Source organism: Streptomyces sp. NPDC056222 (assembly GCF_042264065.1).
In the GTDB taxonomy this organism is placed as follows: domain Bacteria; phylum Actinomycetota; class Actinomycetes; order Streptomycetales; family Streptomycetaceae; genus Streptomyces.
Genome location: NZ_JBHJTL010000008.1, coordinates 68,098 through 83,542, shown reverse-complemented (window position 1 = coordinate 83,542; position 15,445 = coordinate 68,098). Strand labels below are relative to the sequence as shown.

The 15,445-nt window shown below is 72.5% G+C and carries 15 protein-coding genes; 4 read left to right on the top strand and 11 right to left on the bottom strand.

Going from position 1 to position 15,445, the window contains the following annotated elements; genetic code table 11:
- Positions 1–158 precede the first annotated feature (158 nt).
- Entirely contained in the window at positions 159–2,012 is a 1,854-nt protein-coding gene (locus tag ACFC0D_RS06445) for an N-acetylmuramoyl-L-alanine amidase (RefSeq protein ID WP_376431660.1), read from the top strand.
- 120 nt (positions 2,013–2,132) lie between these two features.
- Here ACFC0D_RS06445 and ACFC0D_RS06440 read toward each other — a convergent pair whose 3' ends face one another.
- From ACFC0D_RS06440 to ACFC0D_RS06425, 4 genes are all read right to left on the bottom strand, one after another.
- Positions 2,133–2,348 carry a DUF6243 family protein gene (locus ACFC0D_RS06440; protein WP_376431658.1) on the bottom strand — a complete coding sequence of 72 codons (216 nt, stop codon included), beginning with the start codon at positions 2,346–2,348 and terminating at the stop codon, positions 2,133–2,135.
- Positions 2,349–2,603: 255 nt separating this feature from the next.
- Positions 2,604–3,224 carry a DinB family protein gene (locus ACFC0D_RS06435; RefSeq protein ID WP_376431656.1) on the bottom strand — a complete coding sequence of 207 codons (621 nt, stop codon included), beginning with the start codon at positions 3,222–3,224 and terminating at the stop codon, positions 2,604–2,606.
- A 112-nt stretch (positions 3,225–3,336) separates the two neighbouring features.
- Positions 3,337–4,023 (bottom strand): HAD family hydrolase, encoded by a 687-nt coding sequence (locus tag ACFC0D_RS06430; RefSeq protein WP_376431654.1) that lies wholly within the window; start codon positions 4,021–4,023, stop codon positions 3,337–3,339.
- A gap of 24 nt (positions 4,024–4,047) precedes the next feature.
- A complete protein-coding gene (locus ACFC0D_RS06425) occupies positions 4,048–4,530 on the bottom strand; it encodes an Lrp/AsnC family transcriptional regulator (RefSeq protein WP_362356832.1) in 483 nt (160 codons plus the stop codon).
- A gap of 312 nt (positions 4,531–4,842) precedes the next feature.
- On the opposite strand from ACFC0D_RS06425, the gene ACFC0D_RS06420 reads away from it, so the two are divergent.
- Together ACFC0D_RS06420 and ACFC0D_RS06415 are read left to right on the top strand one after the other, a co-directional pair.
- The gene (locus tag ACFC0D_RS06420; protein WP_376431770.1) at positions 4,843–6,345 is read left to right on the top strand and encodes an FUSC family protein; all 1,503 of its coding nucleotides are present in this window, start codon (positions 4,843–4,845) and stop codon (positions 6,343–6,345) included.
- Positions 6,346–6,479: 134 nt separating this feature from the next.
- Complete coding sequence (locus ACFC0D_RS06415) at positions 6,480–7,526, top strand: lactonase family protein (RefSeq protein ID WP_376431651.1); 1,047 nt, start codon at positions 6,480–6,482, stop codon at positions 7,524–7,526.
- Positions 7,527–7,603: 77 nt separating this feature from the next.
- Here the strand turns inward: ACFC0D_RS06415 and ACFC0D_RS06410 are convergent, their stop codons facing one another.
- The 5 genes from ACFC0D_RS06410 to ACFC0D_RS06390 all read right to left on the bottom strand — a co-directional run bounded on the left by ACFC0D_RS06410 (position 7,604) and on the right by ACFC0D_RS06390 (position 12,661).
- Entirely contained in the window at positions 7,604–8,524 is a 921-nt protein-coding gene (locus tag ACFC0D_RS06410; protein ID WP_376431649.1) for a sirohydrochlorin chelatase, read from the bottom strand.
- Between the two features lie 87 nt (positions 8,525–8,611).
- Positions 8,612–9,583 (bottom strand): N-acetylglucosamine kinase, encoded by a 972-nt coding sequence (locus tag ACFC0D_RS06405; RefSeq protein WP_376431647.1) that lies wholly within the window; start codon positions 9,581–9,583, stop codon positions 8,612–8,614.
- Positions 9,580–10,257, bottom strand: coding sequence for a uracil-DNA glycosylase (locus ACFC0D_RS06400; RefSeq protein ID WP_376431645.1), 678 nt, complete (start codon positions 10,255–10,257; stop codon positions 9,580–9,582). Before ACFC0D_RS06400 ends, ACFC0D_RS06405 begins: the two co-directional genes overlap by 4 nt.
- 34 nt (positions 10,258–10,291) lie before the next feature.
- A complete protein-coding gene (locus ACFC0D_RS06395; protein WP_376431643.1) occupies positions 10,292–11,377 on the bottom strand; it encodes a WD40/YVTN/BNR-like repeat-containing protein in 1,086 nt (361 codons plus the stop codon).
- Between the two features lie 201 nt (positions 11,378–11,578).
- Positions 11,579–12,661 (bottom strand): NADH:flavin oxidoreductase/NADH oxidase, encoded by a 1,083-nt coding sequence (locus ACFC0D_RS06390; RefSeq protein WP_376431641.1) that lies wholly within the window; start codon positions 12,659–12,661, stop codon positions 11,579–11,581.
- A 125-nt stretch (positions 12,662–12,786) separates the two neighbouring features.
- Here ACFC0D_RS06390 and ACFC0D_RS06385 point away from each other — a divergent pair, with 125 nt between their 5' ends.
- Positions 12,787–13,152, top strand: a complete 366-nt coding sequence (locus ACFC0D_RS06385; RefSeq protein WP_376431639.1) for an ArsR/SmtB family transcription factor — start codon at positions 12,787–12,789, stop codon at positions 13,150–13,152.
- A 76-nt stretch (positions 13,153–13,228) separates the two neighbouring features.
- Here ACFC0D_RS06385 and ACFC0D_RS06380 read toward each other — a convergent pair whose 3' ends face one another.
- Entirely contained in the window at positions 13,229–14,650 is a 1,422-nt protein-coding gene (locus ACFC0D_RS06380; protein ID WP_376431637.1) for an FAD-dependent oxidoreductase, read from the bottom strand.
- Positions 14,651–14,762: 112 nt separating this feature from the next.
- Entirely contained in the window at positions 14,763–15,413 is a 651-nt protein-coding gene (locus tag ACFC0D_RS06375) for a DUF305 domain-containing protein (RefSeq protein WP_376431635.1), read from the bottom strand.
- Between the last annotated feature and the right edge of the window lie 32 nt (positions 15,414–15,445).

Here is a 15,445-nt window from a genome sequence, read left to right as displayed (position 1 = left end):
GCCCGCGTGTATTGGGCGTGTCGGTCGGACCAGGAGGCTGTCGCCCAAAGGATTGTGGCGGCCGCAGGACCGGCCGAAGACAACTCCGACCGCCATAGCGAAACGGACGTGGTGTGGCCAGAAGACGAAGGGCGCGACGGGGTCTCGGCGCAGCGGGTGTGGCGGTAGCCCTCATCTGGGGCTGCGCCGCCGCTGGGAACGCCCGGCCGTCCGAACGGACACCGGGTGGCTTCGAGCGGGCGGCCGAGCAGGCGGCAGCAGAGTTCGGTGTGCCGAAGGAAGTGCTTCTCGGGGTCAGTTACGAGTCCTCCTGGTGGGAGGACAACCATGGCCGCCCGAGCACCAAGGGCGGCTACGGCCCGATGCACCTGACGGACACGACGTCCGGGAGGACGTACACCCACCGCCCGGGCGAAGGGCCGGTGGATGCCACGGGCACCGACGACCCTTCCGAGCACACCTTGCAGGCTGCCGCCGCAATGATCGGCGTCGCACCCCAGACGCTCAAGAGGGACGAGCTGCAGAACCTCCGAGGGGGCGCTGCTCTCCTCGCCTCGTATCAACGGCGGATCACCCGTGAGTTCTCGCCGGATCCAGGGAGCTGGTACGGGGCTGTGGCACGGTACAGCCAGGCCGCCGACACCGCGACGGCCGGACAGTTCGCCGATGGCGTGTTCACGGTGATCCGCACCGGTCAGCAGCGGGTGCGCGAGGACGGCCAGACGGTATCGCTGTCGAAGAGGCCCGACGTCCGTCCGTCGAAGTCACAGCTCGCCTCCCTGAGGTTGCGGACACTTCCCGCAGCGGTGGTGCCGGAGTGCCCCGGCGAGCTGAACTGCCGGTTCGTTCCCGCTGCTGCCTCGAACTACCAGGTGGCTACACGGAACTCCCATGGCATCGACGTCGACTTCATCGTCATCCATGACATCGAAGGGCCCTACGATGCGGGAATCAGCTGGTTTCAGGACCCGTCCAGCGGGGTCTCCGCGCATTACGTGATGAAGGCCGACGGCAGTGAGGCAACCCAGATGGTTGCCACCAAGGACATTGCTTTCCACGCCGGGAACTACTGGGTCAATCTGCACGCCGTCGGTATCGAACTGGAGGGGTACGCCGCCCAGGGGCCCACCTGGTTCACCCCGGCCCAGTACAAGGCGACTGCCGCGCTGGTGGTCTACCTCGCACGGCGCTTCGACGTCCCACTGGACCGCAAACACATCATCGGACACGACAACGTCCTCCCCACGAGGCCGGCCCGCGCGCCGGACGCACACTGGGACCCCGGCCCCTACTGGGACTGGGAGGAGTTCATGGCTCTCCTCGATGCCGATGCCCCCCAGAAGCTCGGGGCGGAGGGAGGAGCCGGAGGGGAGCGCATCGGGATCGGACAGGCGGTCATGATCGCCCCGGATTACGGCGAGAACCCGCAGACAGTTACGGTGTGCGATCCGAAGTGCCATACCCAGACCCAGCCTTCGAACTTCCTCTACGTCCGCGCGGCGCCCAGCGGCGATGCCCCGCTCGTATCCGACCGTGCCCTCCATCCGGACGGATCGGCGGGAACCGACCGCATCGACGACTGGGGAGCCACCGCGATGTGGGGGCAGGAGTTCGTCGTCGCCGACGTGCTGGGGGACTGGACGGCCATCTGGTTCAGTGGGCAGAAGGGATGGATCCACAACCCGGCGGGCATCCACACCCGCCCCGCCCCGAACGCGCGGATCGTCCGTCCCGCGAGTGGGGCAGAGTCCGTCTCCGTCTACACAACGGCTTACCCTCGCGTCGACGAGTACCCCCAGGGAGTGGCTGCGTCGGAACAGACGCGGTTCGACATGTACGCGTTCCCCCAAGGGCAGGCGTACGTGGCCGCCCGCACACCGGTGGGCGCCGACGACTTCTTCCCTGCCACGCCCACGCGCCCGGAGGTCGTGGTCACCGGTGACCAGAAGTACGACGTGATCCAGTACAACCGCCGCCTTGCCACCGTGAACCATGCGGAAACGCGCAGCTGACACCCGGATCCGGCCGTGAGCTGACCGGGACCGGCCGCGCCCGATACGGCAGCAGGGCCCGGACCGCGCGTCGCGGTCCGGGCCCTGCCCCGAGCGATGCCGCGCTGCGGCGGCGGTGCGTCAGCTCTGCGCGGTGTCGTCGCTCGCCTGCGCGGCGTCCTCGGCTGCGCGCGCCTTCTCGCGCATCTTGCGCACCAGCTCCGCCTTCTTGTCGGCTGCACCCTGGCGGTCGAGGTTCCGGTGCGGACCGTTGTTCTGCCGTTCGGCGCGGGACAGCTTCTTGCGCTGGCCGCCGCCCTGGCCCACGGGATTGTTGATGTTCTTGCTGTCGGTCACGGGTTCTCCCGGTAATGATGTGAAGTGATCTACGGATTCATCGGTGGGGGACGGGCGGCGACGTCGAAGGTCGTCAGCGGGCCCGTCACGCTCTCACTCGTAAATCGGCGTCTGGAAGAACATGACAAAGACGTTACCCGGTTCCGTCGGCCCCGCGCGCCAACCCTTTGCGCCGCCCCGGCGTCGGCCAAGCGACCGTCCGCAGTCCCGGCGCCCCTCAGCCGCCGGCACCGTGATCGCCCGGACAAGTCCTGGCTAGGCGGTGCGTTCCCGGTGGAGGTCCCTTAGGAGTGCGATCTCGGCTCCGTGGTGCAGCAGTTCCTGGTTGACCCACCAGACGACGTCGAGGAAGGCGTCCTCGGGATCGCTGCCGTGCGGGTAGGTGCTGAGGCCCACCGTGTCGAGTGCCTTGTCGTCGACCGAGAGCAGCGCCTTCCGCCAGGCTTCCGCTCCCGCGTCGAAGGCCTCGATCGCCGAGGAGGCGTCGCCGCTGATCAGGTAGTCGTCACGGGTCAGGCTGTGGCTGCCGTCGGTGTGGTCCGCGCGCAGCGTCATGAGCTCGCTCAGATGGCTCAGCCGCCAGGCGATGGTGGTGAACGGCGGGGGAGTGGGGTGCGGAGGCGGGGTGGCGTCCCGCCCCCAGTCGCCCACGCCGGTCAGGACGGTCGCCCGAGGGCCCGGGCCGTCGCTGCGGCGGCGCACCGACCAGCAGCCGGGAACCGGCTCCCAGAGGTACTCCTCGTCGGTGAGCGTCTCGACCCCCACGTCGGTGCCGTTGCCGCTGTCCACGAACGGCCCCGCCATGCGTTGCCGGAGCCTGAGCCGCGCGAAGTCGAACTGGTCGAGCAGCGGGATCAGTCGGGACGGTAGCGACATGAATGCTCCAGGGCGCGGTGGGGCGGGGCGTCCGTACCCTGCCACACGAACATGCCGCCCGGCGCCCGGATTTCTGCCGGTCCGACGGCCGGAGCCGCGACGGCCGGAGGATCTAAGCCAGGTCGTCGAGCCAGGCCAGCGCTGCATCGGCGGTGAACTCCGCCTGCCCGCCACGGAACACCAGATCCGCCGCGCGGAACGCCGGATCGTCCACCGTCGCCGCCACGTACGGCAGCGCCACACACCGCATCCCCGCCGCCCGCGCCGCCTCGGCACCCGGGGCCGCGTCCTCGAACACCACGCACCGCGCCGGCTCGGCCCCGAGCCGGCGCGCCGCCTCCAGGAAGACGTCCGGCTCCGGCTTGCCCCGCTCGACCTCCTCCGCCGAGACCAGGGTGGTCAGCCACGCGTCGAGGCCCGTCCCGCCGAGGACCGCCTCGATGGCCGTGCGCGAAGAGCCGGACGCCACCGCCATCGGCACCCCCGCCGCGTACAGCCGCTCCACGAGGGTCCGCATCTGCGGATAGACCGGCGTGGACGCCCGCGCCAGTTCCAGATAGTTCCGGTTGGTCGCGGCGAGCAACGCGTCGACGGGCGCCTCGATCCCGTACCGCTCCCCGAGGATCTCCAGCGTCTCCCGTGTCCCGATGCCGATGAAGCGGGTGTGCCGCTCCCAGTCGAAGTCCGTGTCCCCGGCGAACGCGACGAGGGTCCGCCTGGTGGCCTCGAAGTAGTTCGGTTCGCTGTCCACCAGCGTTCCGTCGAGATCGAAGATGACCGCAGGGCGCGCAGTGCTCATGGGTCCCAGCATCTCAACCCGGGATCAAGCACCCCGGCCCGACGCCCGCCCCACCGCCTCCACCAGGGGCAGCAGCCGGTGGGGAACCCGCTCGCGCAGCGCCATCTCCGTGCGGGTGCGGACCACGCCCGGCAGCTGGATCAGCTGCTGGATCACATCCTCGAGATGGCCGTTGTCCCGGGCCACCACCCGCGTCAGCAGGTCCCCGCCGCCCGTGATCGAGAACGCCTCGACGATCTCCGGCACGGCGGCGAGCGCGTCGCCGACCTCGTCCAGATGCCCCTGCGTGACCTCGATGTGGACGAACGCGAGCACGGGGTGACCGAGCGCCGCGGGGGAGAGCACGGGACCGGTGGCGGTGATCACCCCGTCCCGCTCCAGCCGGTCGATCCGGGCCTGCACCGTGCCCCGGGCCACCCCCAGAATCCGCGCGTACTCACGCACGCTGGTACGCGGCTGCTCGATCAGCAACCGCAGGATGCGCGTGTCGAGCTCATCCACAGCCATGGTCCGTTGGTCTCCTTCTGGCCGAGTTCTACTCGCGAAGACTGTACCAATGGCACACCTCGGCGCGGTTGAGTTGAGCCAGCGGGTGACCAGGTGTTTTCCTCTGAGGAGAGTACGAAGAGATGGCGCCGCGCACGCGCCGGACCGGCGATGAGGCCGGGAACCGGACCCGCGGCGCCTTTCCCATGTCCAGGGGCCGCCACAAGCAGGCCGGGGCACGAGATCATGCGAAGAGGGTGTGTGTACGGCAGCGGGGGCGGAACAACCGTCGTGAAGCAGTTCCGGGCGGCCGGGCGTCGGCTCGTCCGACTCGTGTTCGTGGCACCCGACCCGGGCCGGGTCAGGCTGCGGGTCTCCTCGCGCGCCGTCCTCGGCGTCGGACTCTCCGTCGCCGCGGCCGAACTCGCCGGACTCTCCCTCACCGCCTCGATCACCGGCGGTCTGGCCGCGCTGCTCGCGCTCTTCACCGTCGGCGACCCGACCGTTCGCCGGCAGCTGGCCACCACGGCCCTGCTGCCCGCCGTCGGCTTCCCGGTCCTCGCCCTCGCCACCGCCCTGCACGGCGCGCCGCTGCTGCGCGACGCGTCCTGGCTGCTCGTCGTCTTCGCGGGCGTGTACGCGCGCCGCTGGGGCCCGCGCGGGCACGCGCTCGGCATCTTCGCCTTCATGATGTTCTTCGTCACCCAGTTCCTGCACGCGCTGCCCGCTCAGCTGCCGGAGCTCTACGTGGCGGTGGCTCTCGCCCTCGCCGTCTCGGGAGCGGTCCGGTTCGTCGCCTGGTGCATCGAGCGGCGCGTCCCGCCGGCCGCCGCACCCACGCCGCTGCCCGGCCGCGGCCTGCACCGGCCCACCACCCGGCAGGCGTTCCAGGCCACCGCCGCCTGCGCCGTCGCGCTCGCCGCCGGTCAGTTCATCTCCCACGAGCGCTGGTACTGGGCCGTCGGCACCGCATGGTGGATCTTCGTCAACACCGCCTCGCGCGGCGAGACCCTGGTCCGCGGCTTCCGCCGGGTCGTCGGCACGGTCACCGGTATCGCCGCCGGACTCCTGATCGCGATCCCGCTCGCCGGCGCGCCCGCCCCGACCGCCGTCCTCGTCGCCGTGTGCGTCTTCGGGATCTTCTACACCGCCCCGCTCTCGTACAGCTGGATGATGTTCTTCGTGACCGTCATGGCCGGGCTGCTGTACGGACTGCTCGGCGTCCTGCACCCTGGGCTCCTGCTGCTCCGCTTCGAGGAGACCGCGGTCGGCGCGATCGGAGCGGCCGTGGGTGTCGCCCTGCTGCCCGTGACGACCCACGCCGCCACCAACGCCTGGATCGAGCGGGCCGTGACCTGTGTGCACGACTGCACCACCGTCGCGGCGCGCCGGCTCGCCGGCGACCCGGACGCCGACCCGGCGCCGCTCGCCGCCGAGCTCGAGGTCCTGCTCGGCCGGGTCCGGCTCTCGCTGGCGCCGCTCGTCCACCCGCTGAGCCCGCTGCGGGCCCGCAAGGCCCGCGCCCGCCGTGTCCTCGCCCTCCTCGACGACTGCGCCCGCGAGATCCGCGGCCTCGCCGCGGTCGCCGCCGACCCCGACGCCTCCCACGACGCCCGGCTCGCCGCCGCCTCCTGGCGGGTCGAGGCGGCCGTCCACGCCCTCGTCCCGCCGACCCGTCCCGCGCGCTCCACCTCCGTCGCGGCGGACGCTCTGCCGCCGCACCACCCGGGCGCCGAAGCGGCCCTCGGCCATCTGTACGGCCTCGAGCGCGCGCTGGTCGACCTGGCCGCGCCGATGCGCACCTCCCCGCGCGCCCCGCTCGTCCCCGCGGCCTAGCTCCCCGCTCGTATCCGCGTCGCGGATCGGCTCCTTCCGGCCGCGTGATCCAAGTTGGTCTAGACCGCCTGCTAACGTCGGCCCCGACGACGCGGGCGGTCGGCCATGACCGCCCGGCGGAGAGGGGAGACGCCATGGGCGGCACAGACGCGCGGGGACCTGTACGGGCCTTCATCGGATCGTTCACCTCGGCCGGGGGCCGTGGCATCCTCACCGCCGACGTCGACGCCTCCACCGGCGCATTGACCGTCACCTCCGAGACCGCCGCGCTCGCGGACCCGTCCTTCCTCGCCCTCGCGGGCACGGTGCTGTACGCCGTCTCCGAGGCCGAGGAGGGCGCCGTGGCCGCCTTCGACGTGACCGGAGCCGTCCCCCGGCTCCTCGGCACTCACATGGCCGTACAGGGCTCCGGACCCACGCACCTCGCCGTCGCCGGGGGCCACGTCCTCACGGCCAACTACGGCTCCGGCAGCGTCACCGCCCTGCCCATCGGCCCGGGCGGCGTGCTCGGCCCCGCCACCGACGTCGCCCGGCACGAGGGCTCGGGACCGGTCACCGAACGCCAGCGCGGCCCCCACGCCCACCAGGTCCTGCCCGCACCCGGCGGGCCCTGGGCGACCGCCGTGGACCTCGGCACCGACTCCGTACGGATCTACGCCCTCGATCCCGCCTCCGGAGCACTGCGCCCGCATGCGGAGACCGCCCTGCGTCCGGGCACGGGCCCGCGCCACCTGGCCTTCCACCCGGCCGGCACCCACGCCTACGTCCTGAACGAGCTGGAACCCACCCTGACCGTCTGCCGCTGGGACGGGGCGGCCGGAGCCCTCGAGCCGATCGCGGAGACATCCGTGCTGCCCGAGGGCGCCACGGGGGCGAGCTACCCCTCCGGGGTGGCGGTCTCCCCCGACGGCCGCTTCCTGTGGGCCGCCGTACGGGGCGACGACAGCATCGCCGTCCTGACCCTCGATCCGAACGCCGAGAAGGCCGCCCTGGCCGCCACCGTGCCCTGTGGGGGCCACTGGCCCCGCGACCTGGCCCTCGACCCCTCGGGGCGGCGGCTGTACGCGGCCAACGAGCGCTCCGGCGACGTGACCTGGTTCGACATCGACGCCGAGAGCGGTGTCCCGCGCCGCGCGGGCGCGATCGAGGCCCCGGCCGCCACCTGCGTGGTCCTCGGCTGAACCCCCGGATCCACGGCATACGGAAGGGCCCGCATCGGACATCTCCGGTGCGGGCCCTTCCGAATGCCGTGGATCGATCAGACGGCCGGGGCACCCTGCTGCTGCGGGGCGATGCCCAGCGCGGCCGTGTACTGCGAGAGCACCAGCTTGCCGATCGCCGGGTAGGCGCCCAGCGGCTCGGCGGCGGCGCAGCCGGCCTCCTTGGCGGCCGCGTCGAGCAGGCCGTCGGCCAGCTCGGGGCCGATCAGGTAAGGGGCGAGCGCGAGCTGCACCGAGCCGGAGCCGCGCAGCTGCTCGGCGATCGCGGTGATCGAGCCCTCCTGGTCCAGCGCGGCGGCCATGACCGGGACGGCCAGCCGGGCGGCCAGCAGCATGCCGGTGATGCCGGCGGCCTGCACGGCCTCCTCGCCACCGACCGTGGCCAGGACGATGCCGTCGGCGGCGGTGGCCACCGTGAAGAGCCGGGCGCGGTCGGCGCGGGCAAGACCGGCCTCCGACAGGCGCACATGCAGGGCCTCGGCGAGCAGCGGGTGCGGGCCGAGGACATCCGTCAGCTCGGCGACGTTGCCGCTGTCCATCACGGCCTGGCGGATCCGGCGCATCAGGGCGCTGTCCGGGCCGGCGAGCAGCGGCACCACGACGGCGGCCGGGCCCTCGGGGGCGCTGACCTCACGGCCGGCCGCCAGGGCCAGCTGGTACCGCTCGGTGCGCAGCGTCTCGGCACGCGTCAGCACGGTTCCGAGGGTGGGGTACTCGGCGTCGTCGCCGTCCAGGTAGCCGATCACGGCCTCCAGGCCGGGCAGCTCGGAACGGGCGATGCTCACGACCTCGTCGGCCAGCGAGCGTATGGCGGCCGACGGCGCGCCGGGGACGGCGAGAACGAGTGCGGGAGCACCCTCGGGCGCCGCCACGGGTTCGGGGCGACGGTGCCGTCCGGGCTGGCGGGGTCGCGGCATTCGTACAGGCAGGCCGGAAGCAGGCCCAGTGGGGGAGCTCATGGCGCCGCATGTTACTGGTTTCGACCGCCGCGCAGGGCACTGAGGTGCAGCAGCGCGTTATCTGCCCCTCTTTGTCCGAACCGTCGTTTACCGGGTCAATTGCAGCAACTGAGGCTCCGTGGGCAGCCGAAGCGTGTCCGTGGCCAGCCAACCTGCGAGTGCGAGCGACCCGGCGAGCGGATCCCCCGCCGCCGATGCCGGGCGGGCATGCGGCAATTGTTCCGCCAGCTCGGCGCGCAGCGGTACGAGGAGTGGGTCGCCCATCTTGAACAGGCCGCCCGTCAAAGCCACTTCGGACTCTCCCGCGGCCGGGCACACGGCAGCCGCGGCCTCGGCCACATGTGCGGCGGCCTGCCGCAGGATCGCCGTCGACACCTCGTCGCCGGCCGCGCCGCAGTGAGCCACCTCGGGGGCGAAGGAAGCCAGCACGGCGGGCCGGTCGGTCCGCGGATAGAGCGCTCCCGGCAGCCCGGCGGCGGGACCGAACCGCTCCTCGGCCCGGGCCAGCAGCGCCGGTGAACCGCCGCGGCGCCCGTCGAAGGCCCGCATCGCGGCCTCCAGGCCGGCCCGGCCGATCCAGGCACCGCTGCCGCAGTCGCCGAGCAGATGGCCCCAGCCGTCGGCCCGGCGCCAGGTCGTGAGATCCGTGCCGAGCGCGATCAGGCCCGTGCCGCCCGCGACCACCGCCCCGGGCCGCTGCCCGAGGGCCCCCGCGTACGCGGTGACTGCGTCGGCGGCCAGCGCCAGCCGCCGTACGCCCAGCGCCCGGTCCAGAGCGCCCGGCAGCACGGCACGCAGCTCGTCGCCGAGCGTCGCCATACCGGCGGCTCCGACCGCCACGGCGGCCATGTCCCCGGCCCCGGTGCGGGCCTTCATCGCCTCGACGGCGGGCAGGACCTGCGCGAGGAGATGGGCCGCCTCGATTCCGCCGGGACCGGTCCGCACCGGCTCGCGCGACGTCACGGTCTCCACGGGGCGGGCGTCCGACGCCCGTGCGAGGGCGATCCGCAGCCCCGAGCCGCCCGAGTCGATCCCGACGACCCAGCCCGCGTCCGTCACGGCAGTCGCCAGTCCACCTCCTGCGCCCCCTGGCGCAGGAGCAGTTCGTTGGTGCGGCTGAACGGCCGGGAGCCGAAGAAACCGCGGTCCGCCGACATCGGGGAGGGGTGCGAGGACTCGATCGCCGGCAGATCGCCCAGCAGTGGACGCAGATTGCGCGCGTCTCGGCCCCACAGCACGGACACCAGCGGCTTCCCGCGGGCGGCCAGCGCCCGGATGGCCTGCTCGGTGACGGCCTCCCACCCCTTGTCGCGGTGGGCGCCCGGCTTCCGGGGCGCGGTGGTGAGCGCCCTGTTGAGCAGCAGCACACCCTGGCGGGTCCAGGGCGTCAGATCGCCGTTCGAGGGCCGGGGCAGCCCCAGATCGGTGTGCATCTCCCGGAAGATGTTGTCCAGGCTCGGTGGCACGGGGTTCACCTCCGGCGCCACGGAGAAGCTCAGGCCCACCGCGTGCCCCGGCGTCGGATACGGGTCCTGGCCGACGATCAGGACCCTCACCTCGTCGAAGGGCTGCTGGAACGCCCGTAGGACGTTCGCTCCCGCGGGCAGGTAGGTTCGCCCGGCGGCGATCTCCTGACGCAGGAAGTCGCCCATAGCGGCGATGCGTTCGGCCACGGGCGCGAGCGCAAGCGCCCACCCCGGTTCGACGATCTCATTCAACGGTCGTGCTGCCACGGGCGTCACTCTACTGGCGCAGTGCCCGGGCGCCTCACCCGATCACCGCCGCCCGCACGCAGAGCACGTCCGGCAGGTGCTCGGTGAGAAGCTGCCAGGTGTCCCCGTCGTCCGCGCTGGCGTACACCTCGCCGTTGCGGTTGCCGAAGTAGACGCCCGCCGGGTCGGCGTCGTCCGTGCACATCGCGTCGCGCAGGACCGTGCCGTAGTGGTCGCCCTCGGGCAGCCCGGCCGTCAGCGCCTCCCAGCTGGCCCCGGCGTCACTCGTACGGTAGACACGGCAACGGCGCCCGGCCGGCACCCGGTCCTCGTCCGCGTTGATGGGGAACACATAGGCCATATCGGGCCGATGGGGGTGCGCGGCGACGGCGAAGCCGAAGTCGGAGGGGAGACCCGCGCCGATGTCGGTCCACTTCGCGCCGGCGTCGTCACTGCGGTACACACCCCAGTGGTTCTGCAGATAGAGCCGGTCGACGTCGCCCGCGTCCTGCGCGATCTTGTGCACGCACTGGCCGAACTCCGGGTCCGGATCGGGCAGGAAGACCGCGGACACTCCCTGGTTGGAGGGGTTCCAGCTCGCCCCTCCGTCGCGGGAACGGAACACTCCGGCCGTCGACACCGCGACCGTCACCGCCTCCGGATCGCGTGGATCGGTCACGATCGTGTGCACGGCCTCGCCGCCTCCGCCGGGCACCCACCGCGACCGGGTCGGGTGCTCCCACAGCGGGCGGACCAGCTCGAACGACGTACCGCCGTCGTCGGACCTGAACAGGGCGGCGGGCTCCGTGCCCGCGTAGACGACGTCCGGGGAGTGTGCGGGCGCGGGGTGCAGCTGCCAGACCCGCTCCAGCGAAGCCCCCGTGTCCTTGGGGAACTTGACCGCGGGCTTCGGCGGCTCGGTCCAGGTGTCGCCGAGGTCGTCGGAGCGGAAGACGGACGGGCCCCAGTGGGAGCTGTCGCCGCCCACGAGGAGCCGGGGCGTGGAGCGCCGGTTGTCGATGGCGACCGAGTAGATCGCCTGCGCGTTGAAGTGGGGATCGTCGAACTCCCACCGGCCGTCGCGCCTTCGGCCGATGAACAGACCCTTGCGGGTGCCTACGGTCAGTACTACGTCGGACATGGCCGACACCTCCAGGACGCCGTTGTCGCGGATACGGGCCAGTCTGCACCCGGCCACTGACAGCGGCTCCCGGAACGGTCTTCTCCCCAGGTCACGGGCGTGTTCCGCGTCAACCTGGGGAGAGTCCGAAGCGCGTTCCCGTAGCGAGGAATCCGTAGTGAGGAACCCGAAGCGGGGATTCCGCGGCGGGAACGGGAGGGCTCAGATCGCCCAGGCGTACTGGCTCGGCGCGTGGGTCTCGGCGCCCAGCTCGCGAGCCGCCCGGCGGGCCCAGGAGGCGTCGCGGAGCAGCTCGCGCCCGAGCAGCACGGCGTCGGCCTCGCCGTTGGCGACGATCTTCTCCGCCTGGTCGATCTCCGTGATCAGCCCCACGGCCGCGACCGGCAGATCGGTCTCGGCCTTGACCCGGGCGGCGAAGGGCACCTGGTAGCCGGGGCCGACCGGGATCTCGGCCGGGCCGCCGTTGCCACCGCTGGAGACGTCGAGCAGGTCGACCCCGTGCTCCCGCAGCAGGCGCGCGAAGCGGACGGTCTCGTCCGGGGTCCAGCCCTGCTCCTCCAGCCAGTCGGTGGCCGAGATCCGGAAGAAGAGCGGGAGCTCCTCGGGCCACACCGCCCGTACGGCGTCGACTACTTCGAGGGCCAGGCGGGTGCGGTTCTCGAACGAGCCGCCGTACGTGTCGGTGCGGCGGTTGCTGTGCGGGGAGAGGAACTCGCCGATGAGATAGCCGTGGGCGCCGTGCACCTCGAGCACCTCGAAGCCGGCCGCCAGGGCCCGGCGGGCCGCGTCGGCGAACTGTCCGGTGATCTCCGCGATCTGCGCCGTCGTCAGCTCGGTCGGGACGGGGTAGCCCTCGGCGAACTCGACGGGGCTCGGCGCGACGGGCTGCCAGCCGTGGTCGCCGGTGGCGACCGGACCGCGGCCGTCCCAGGGGCGCTTGGTGGACGCCTTGCGGCCCGCGTGTCCGATCTGGATGCCGGGGACGGTGCCGTGCTCCTTGAGGAACCGGGAGATGCGGCGGAGCGCCTCGACCTGGGTGTCGTTCCAGATGCCGAGGTCCGCGGGGCTGATCCGGCCCTCGGGGGCGACGGCGGTCGCCTCGACGAGGATGAGGCCGGTCCCGCCGGTGGCGCGGGAGGCGTAGTGGGCGAAGTGCCAGTCGTTGGCGACTCCCGCGTTCGGCCCGAACACCTCTGCCGAGTACTGGCACATCGGGGCCATCCACACCCGGTTCGGGATGGTCAGCGACCGCAGGGTGTAGGGCTCGAACAGGGCGACGCTCATGACGGACTCCGTTTCGGGGGGCCTCGAAGGATGCTCGTACGATACTCATCGTAGTACGCCATCTGTCAAACTACGAGAGTTCTCGTACAATGGGCGCGTACCCCGGATGAAGTGGAGCCGCCGCCGTGACGACCGCGATCAACCCTCGGGTCCTGGACCACCCCGCGCGGGAGGAGATCCGCCTGGAGGGGGTGCTGCACGCCCTGTCCGACGCGGTGAGGCTGACGATCGTGAGCGACATGGCGCGCGAGGGCACCGAGTTGAGCTGCTCCTACTTCGACCTTCCGGTGACCAAGTCGACGACGACGCACCATTTCAGGGTGCTCCGCGAGGCCGGCGTCATCCAGCAGATCTACCGGGGCACCGCCAAGCTGAACGCCCTGCGCCGCGAGGACCTGGACGCCCTCTTCCCCGGCCTCCTGGACAGCGTCCTGCGGGCGGCCGGGGCCCAGGCGAAGCGCCTGGCGGAGTCGACCCCGGCCGAGGCGTAGCGACTCCCCGCCCGACGCGCGGCACCCCCAGCGGGGTGGTGGCCTCGGTTCGGCCGTGACGAGAGCCCTGGCGCGGCTACGCCTCCTGGTCCGCGCCCTCCCTCGCGGCCGCGCGAAGGTCCGCATCCTCCCGCGCCGCAGCCCGAAGGCCCGGCCAGTCCGGGATCTTCACCCGGCCGCGGCCCAGTGAGCGGCCCAGGTCCGACTCCGCGCGCTCGATGGAGAGCCAGCCCCGCCAGGCGACCGGCTCGTGGCCCAGGTCCCGCAGCGCGCCGATCGGGTCGGCCGGCACCGGCCGCCCGGCCAGCTCCGCCGCGTCGGCCAGCAAGGAGGTCACGGTCTCCTTGGCGCACGGGCGGTTGGTGCCGATCACGCCCGTGGGGCCACGCTTGATCCAGCCGGCGACGTACTCGCCCGGCGACGGCACGCCGTCCCGCAGCACCCGGCCCGCCTCGTTCGGGACCGTCCCCCGGGCCTGGTCGAAGGGCAGCCCGGGCAGGGCGACCCCCTTGTAGCCGACGGCCCGCAGGACCAGTTGGGCCTCGATCTCCTCGTACCGCCCCGTGCCCCGCACGCCGCCGGTGCCGTCCGGTTCCGTTCGTTCGAAGCGGACCGCGGCCACCCGGCCGTCCTCGCCCAGCAGCTCCACCGGCCGCAGGAAGAACCGCAGGCTGATGGTCCGCGCCGCCTCGGCCGCGCCGTCCCGCGCCGCCGCGCCCGAGCCCTCCGCCGCACCCGCCGCCCACCCTCGGACGACCTCCAGGTTCCGCCGGTTCACGGCAGGCAGCGCCGAGGAGTCCGCGAACGCGGGGTCCAGCGCCAGATCCGCCGGATCCACGCTCACCCGCGCGCTGCCCAGGCCGCCCAGCTCCCGGAGCTCCTTCGTCGTGAACTTGGCCTGCCCGGGGCCCCGGCGCCCCACCATGTGCACCGCGCGCACCCTGCTGGCCGCCAGGGCCGCGAGGGCCCCCTGCGGCACGTCGGTGGCCCGCAGCTCGTCCGCGCCCCTGGCCAGGATCCGGGTGACGTCCACCGCCACATTGCCCACGCCGATCACGACCGCCGAGGGCCCGTCGAGACGGAATCCGTTGTCCGCGGCATCGGGATGAGCGCTGTACCAGGAGACGAAGTCCGTCGCCGAGTGGCTGCCCGCCAGATCCTCGCCCGGCACCCCCAGCCGACGGTCCCGCGCCGCGCCCACGCAGTACACGACCGCGTGGTACAGCTCCAGGAGGCGCTCAGGGGTCAGCCCCCGCTCGCCCACCTCGACGTTGCCGACGAACCCGACCCGCTGGTCCTCCAGGACCGCGCGCAGGTTCTGCTGGAGTGATTTGATCTTCTCGTGGTCGGGCGCGACACCGTAGCGGACCAGACCGTACGGGCAGGGCAGCCGGTCCAGGACGTCGACCCGCACCCCGGGCACCCCGGACTGCTGGACCAGCGACTGGGCGGTGTAGACCCCGCTGGGCCCGGAACCGACGACAGCGACACGAAGCACGGTCGTACTCCTTCCCGCCGCGGGTATTCCCGCCGAGAGGCTTCCAGCATGGCACCGGAAGCCCCGACAGGGGAGACGCGCGACAGGCCCGGTCGGCCCGGGACGGGCTCCGCTACATCGAGCGCATCCGGTTGATCTCCGCCGTCTGCTGCGCGATCACGTCGTTCGCCATCTCCTCCACGAGGACGTTGTTGCCCTCCCCCAGCACCTCCGCCGCCATCGTCACCGCGCCCTCGTGGTGCGTGACCATCAGCTTCAGGAACAGCTCGTCGAACGCCTTGCCGTTCGCCTTCCTGAGCTCCGCCAACTGCGTCTCGGTCGCCATCCCCGGCATCGTGTGGTGGTCGTGACCGCTCTGCTCGCGCGGGCCGCCGTTGTTCTTCAGCCAGCCCTCCATCGCGTCGATCTCCGGCTTCTGCGCCGCCGTGATCCGGTCCGCCAACTTCTTGACCTGCGTCGACCCGGCCCGCTCCGGAGCGAGCGCGGTCATGGTCAGCGCCTGCTTGTGGTGCACGACCATCATCTGCGCATAGGTGAAGTCCGCCGCGTTCGGCTTGTCGTCGGGCAGCAGCCGGGACGCCTCGGCCGGCGATATCCTCCGCGCCGGCTCGCCCGGCTTGCCCGGAGCCACCACCGAGGCCGCCGTGGACTCCTTGCTCTGCGGCGCCTTCCCGTCCGGGGCCGAATCGCAGGCGGACAGCGCCCACACCGCGGCGACACTCAGCGCGACGGCGACAGCTCCACGGATACGGCGGTTCAACAAGGCGACCTCCAGGGGTGGTTCCGAGGGACCGG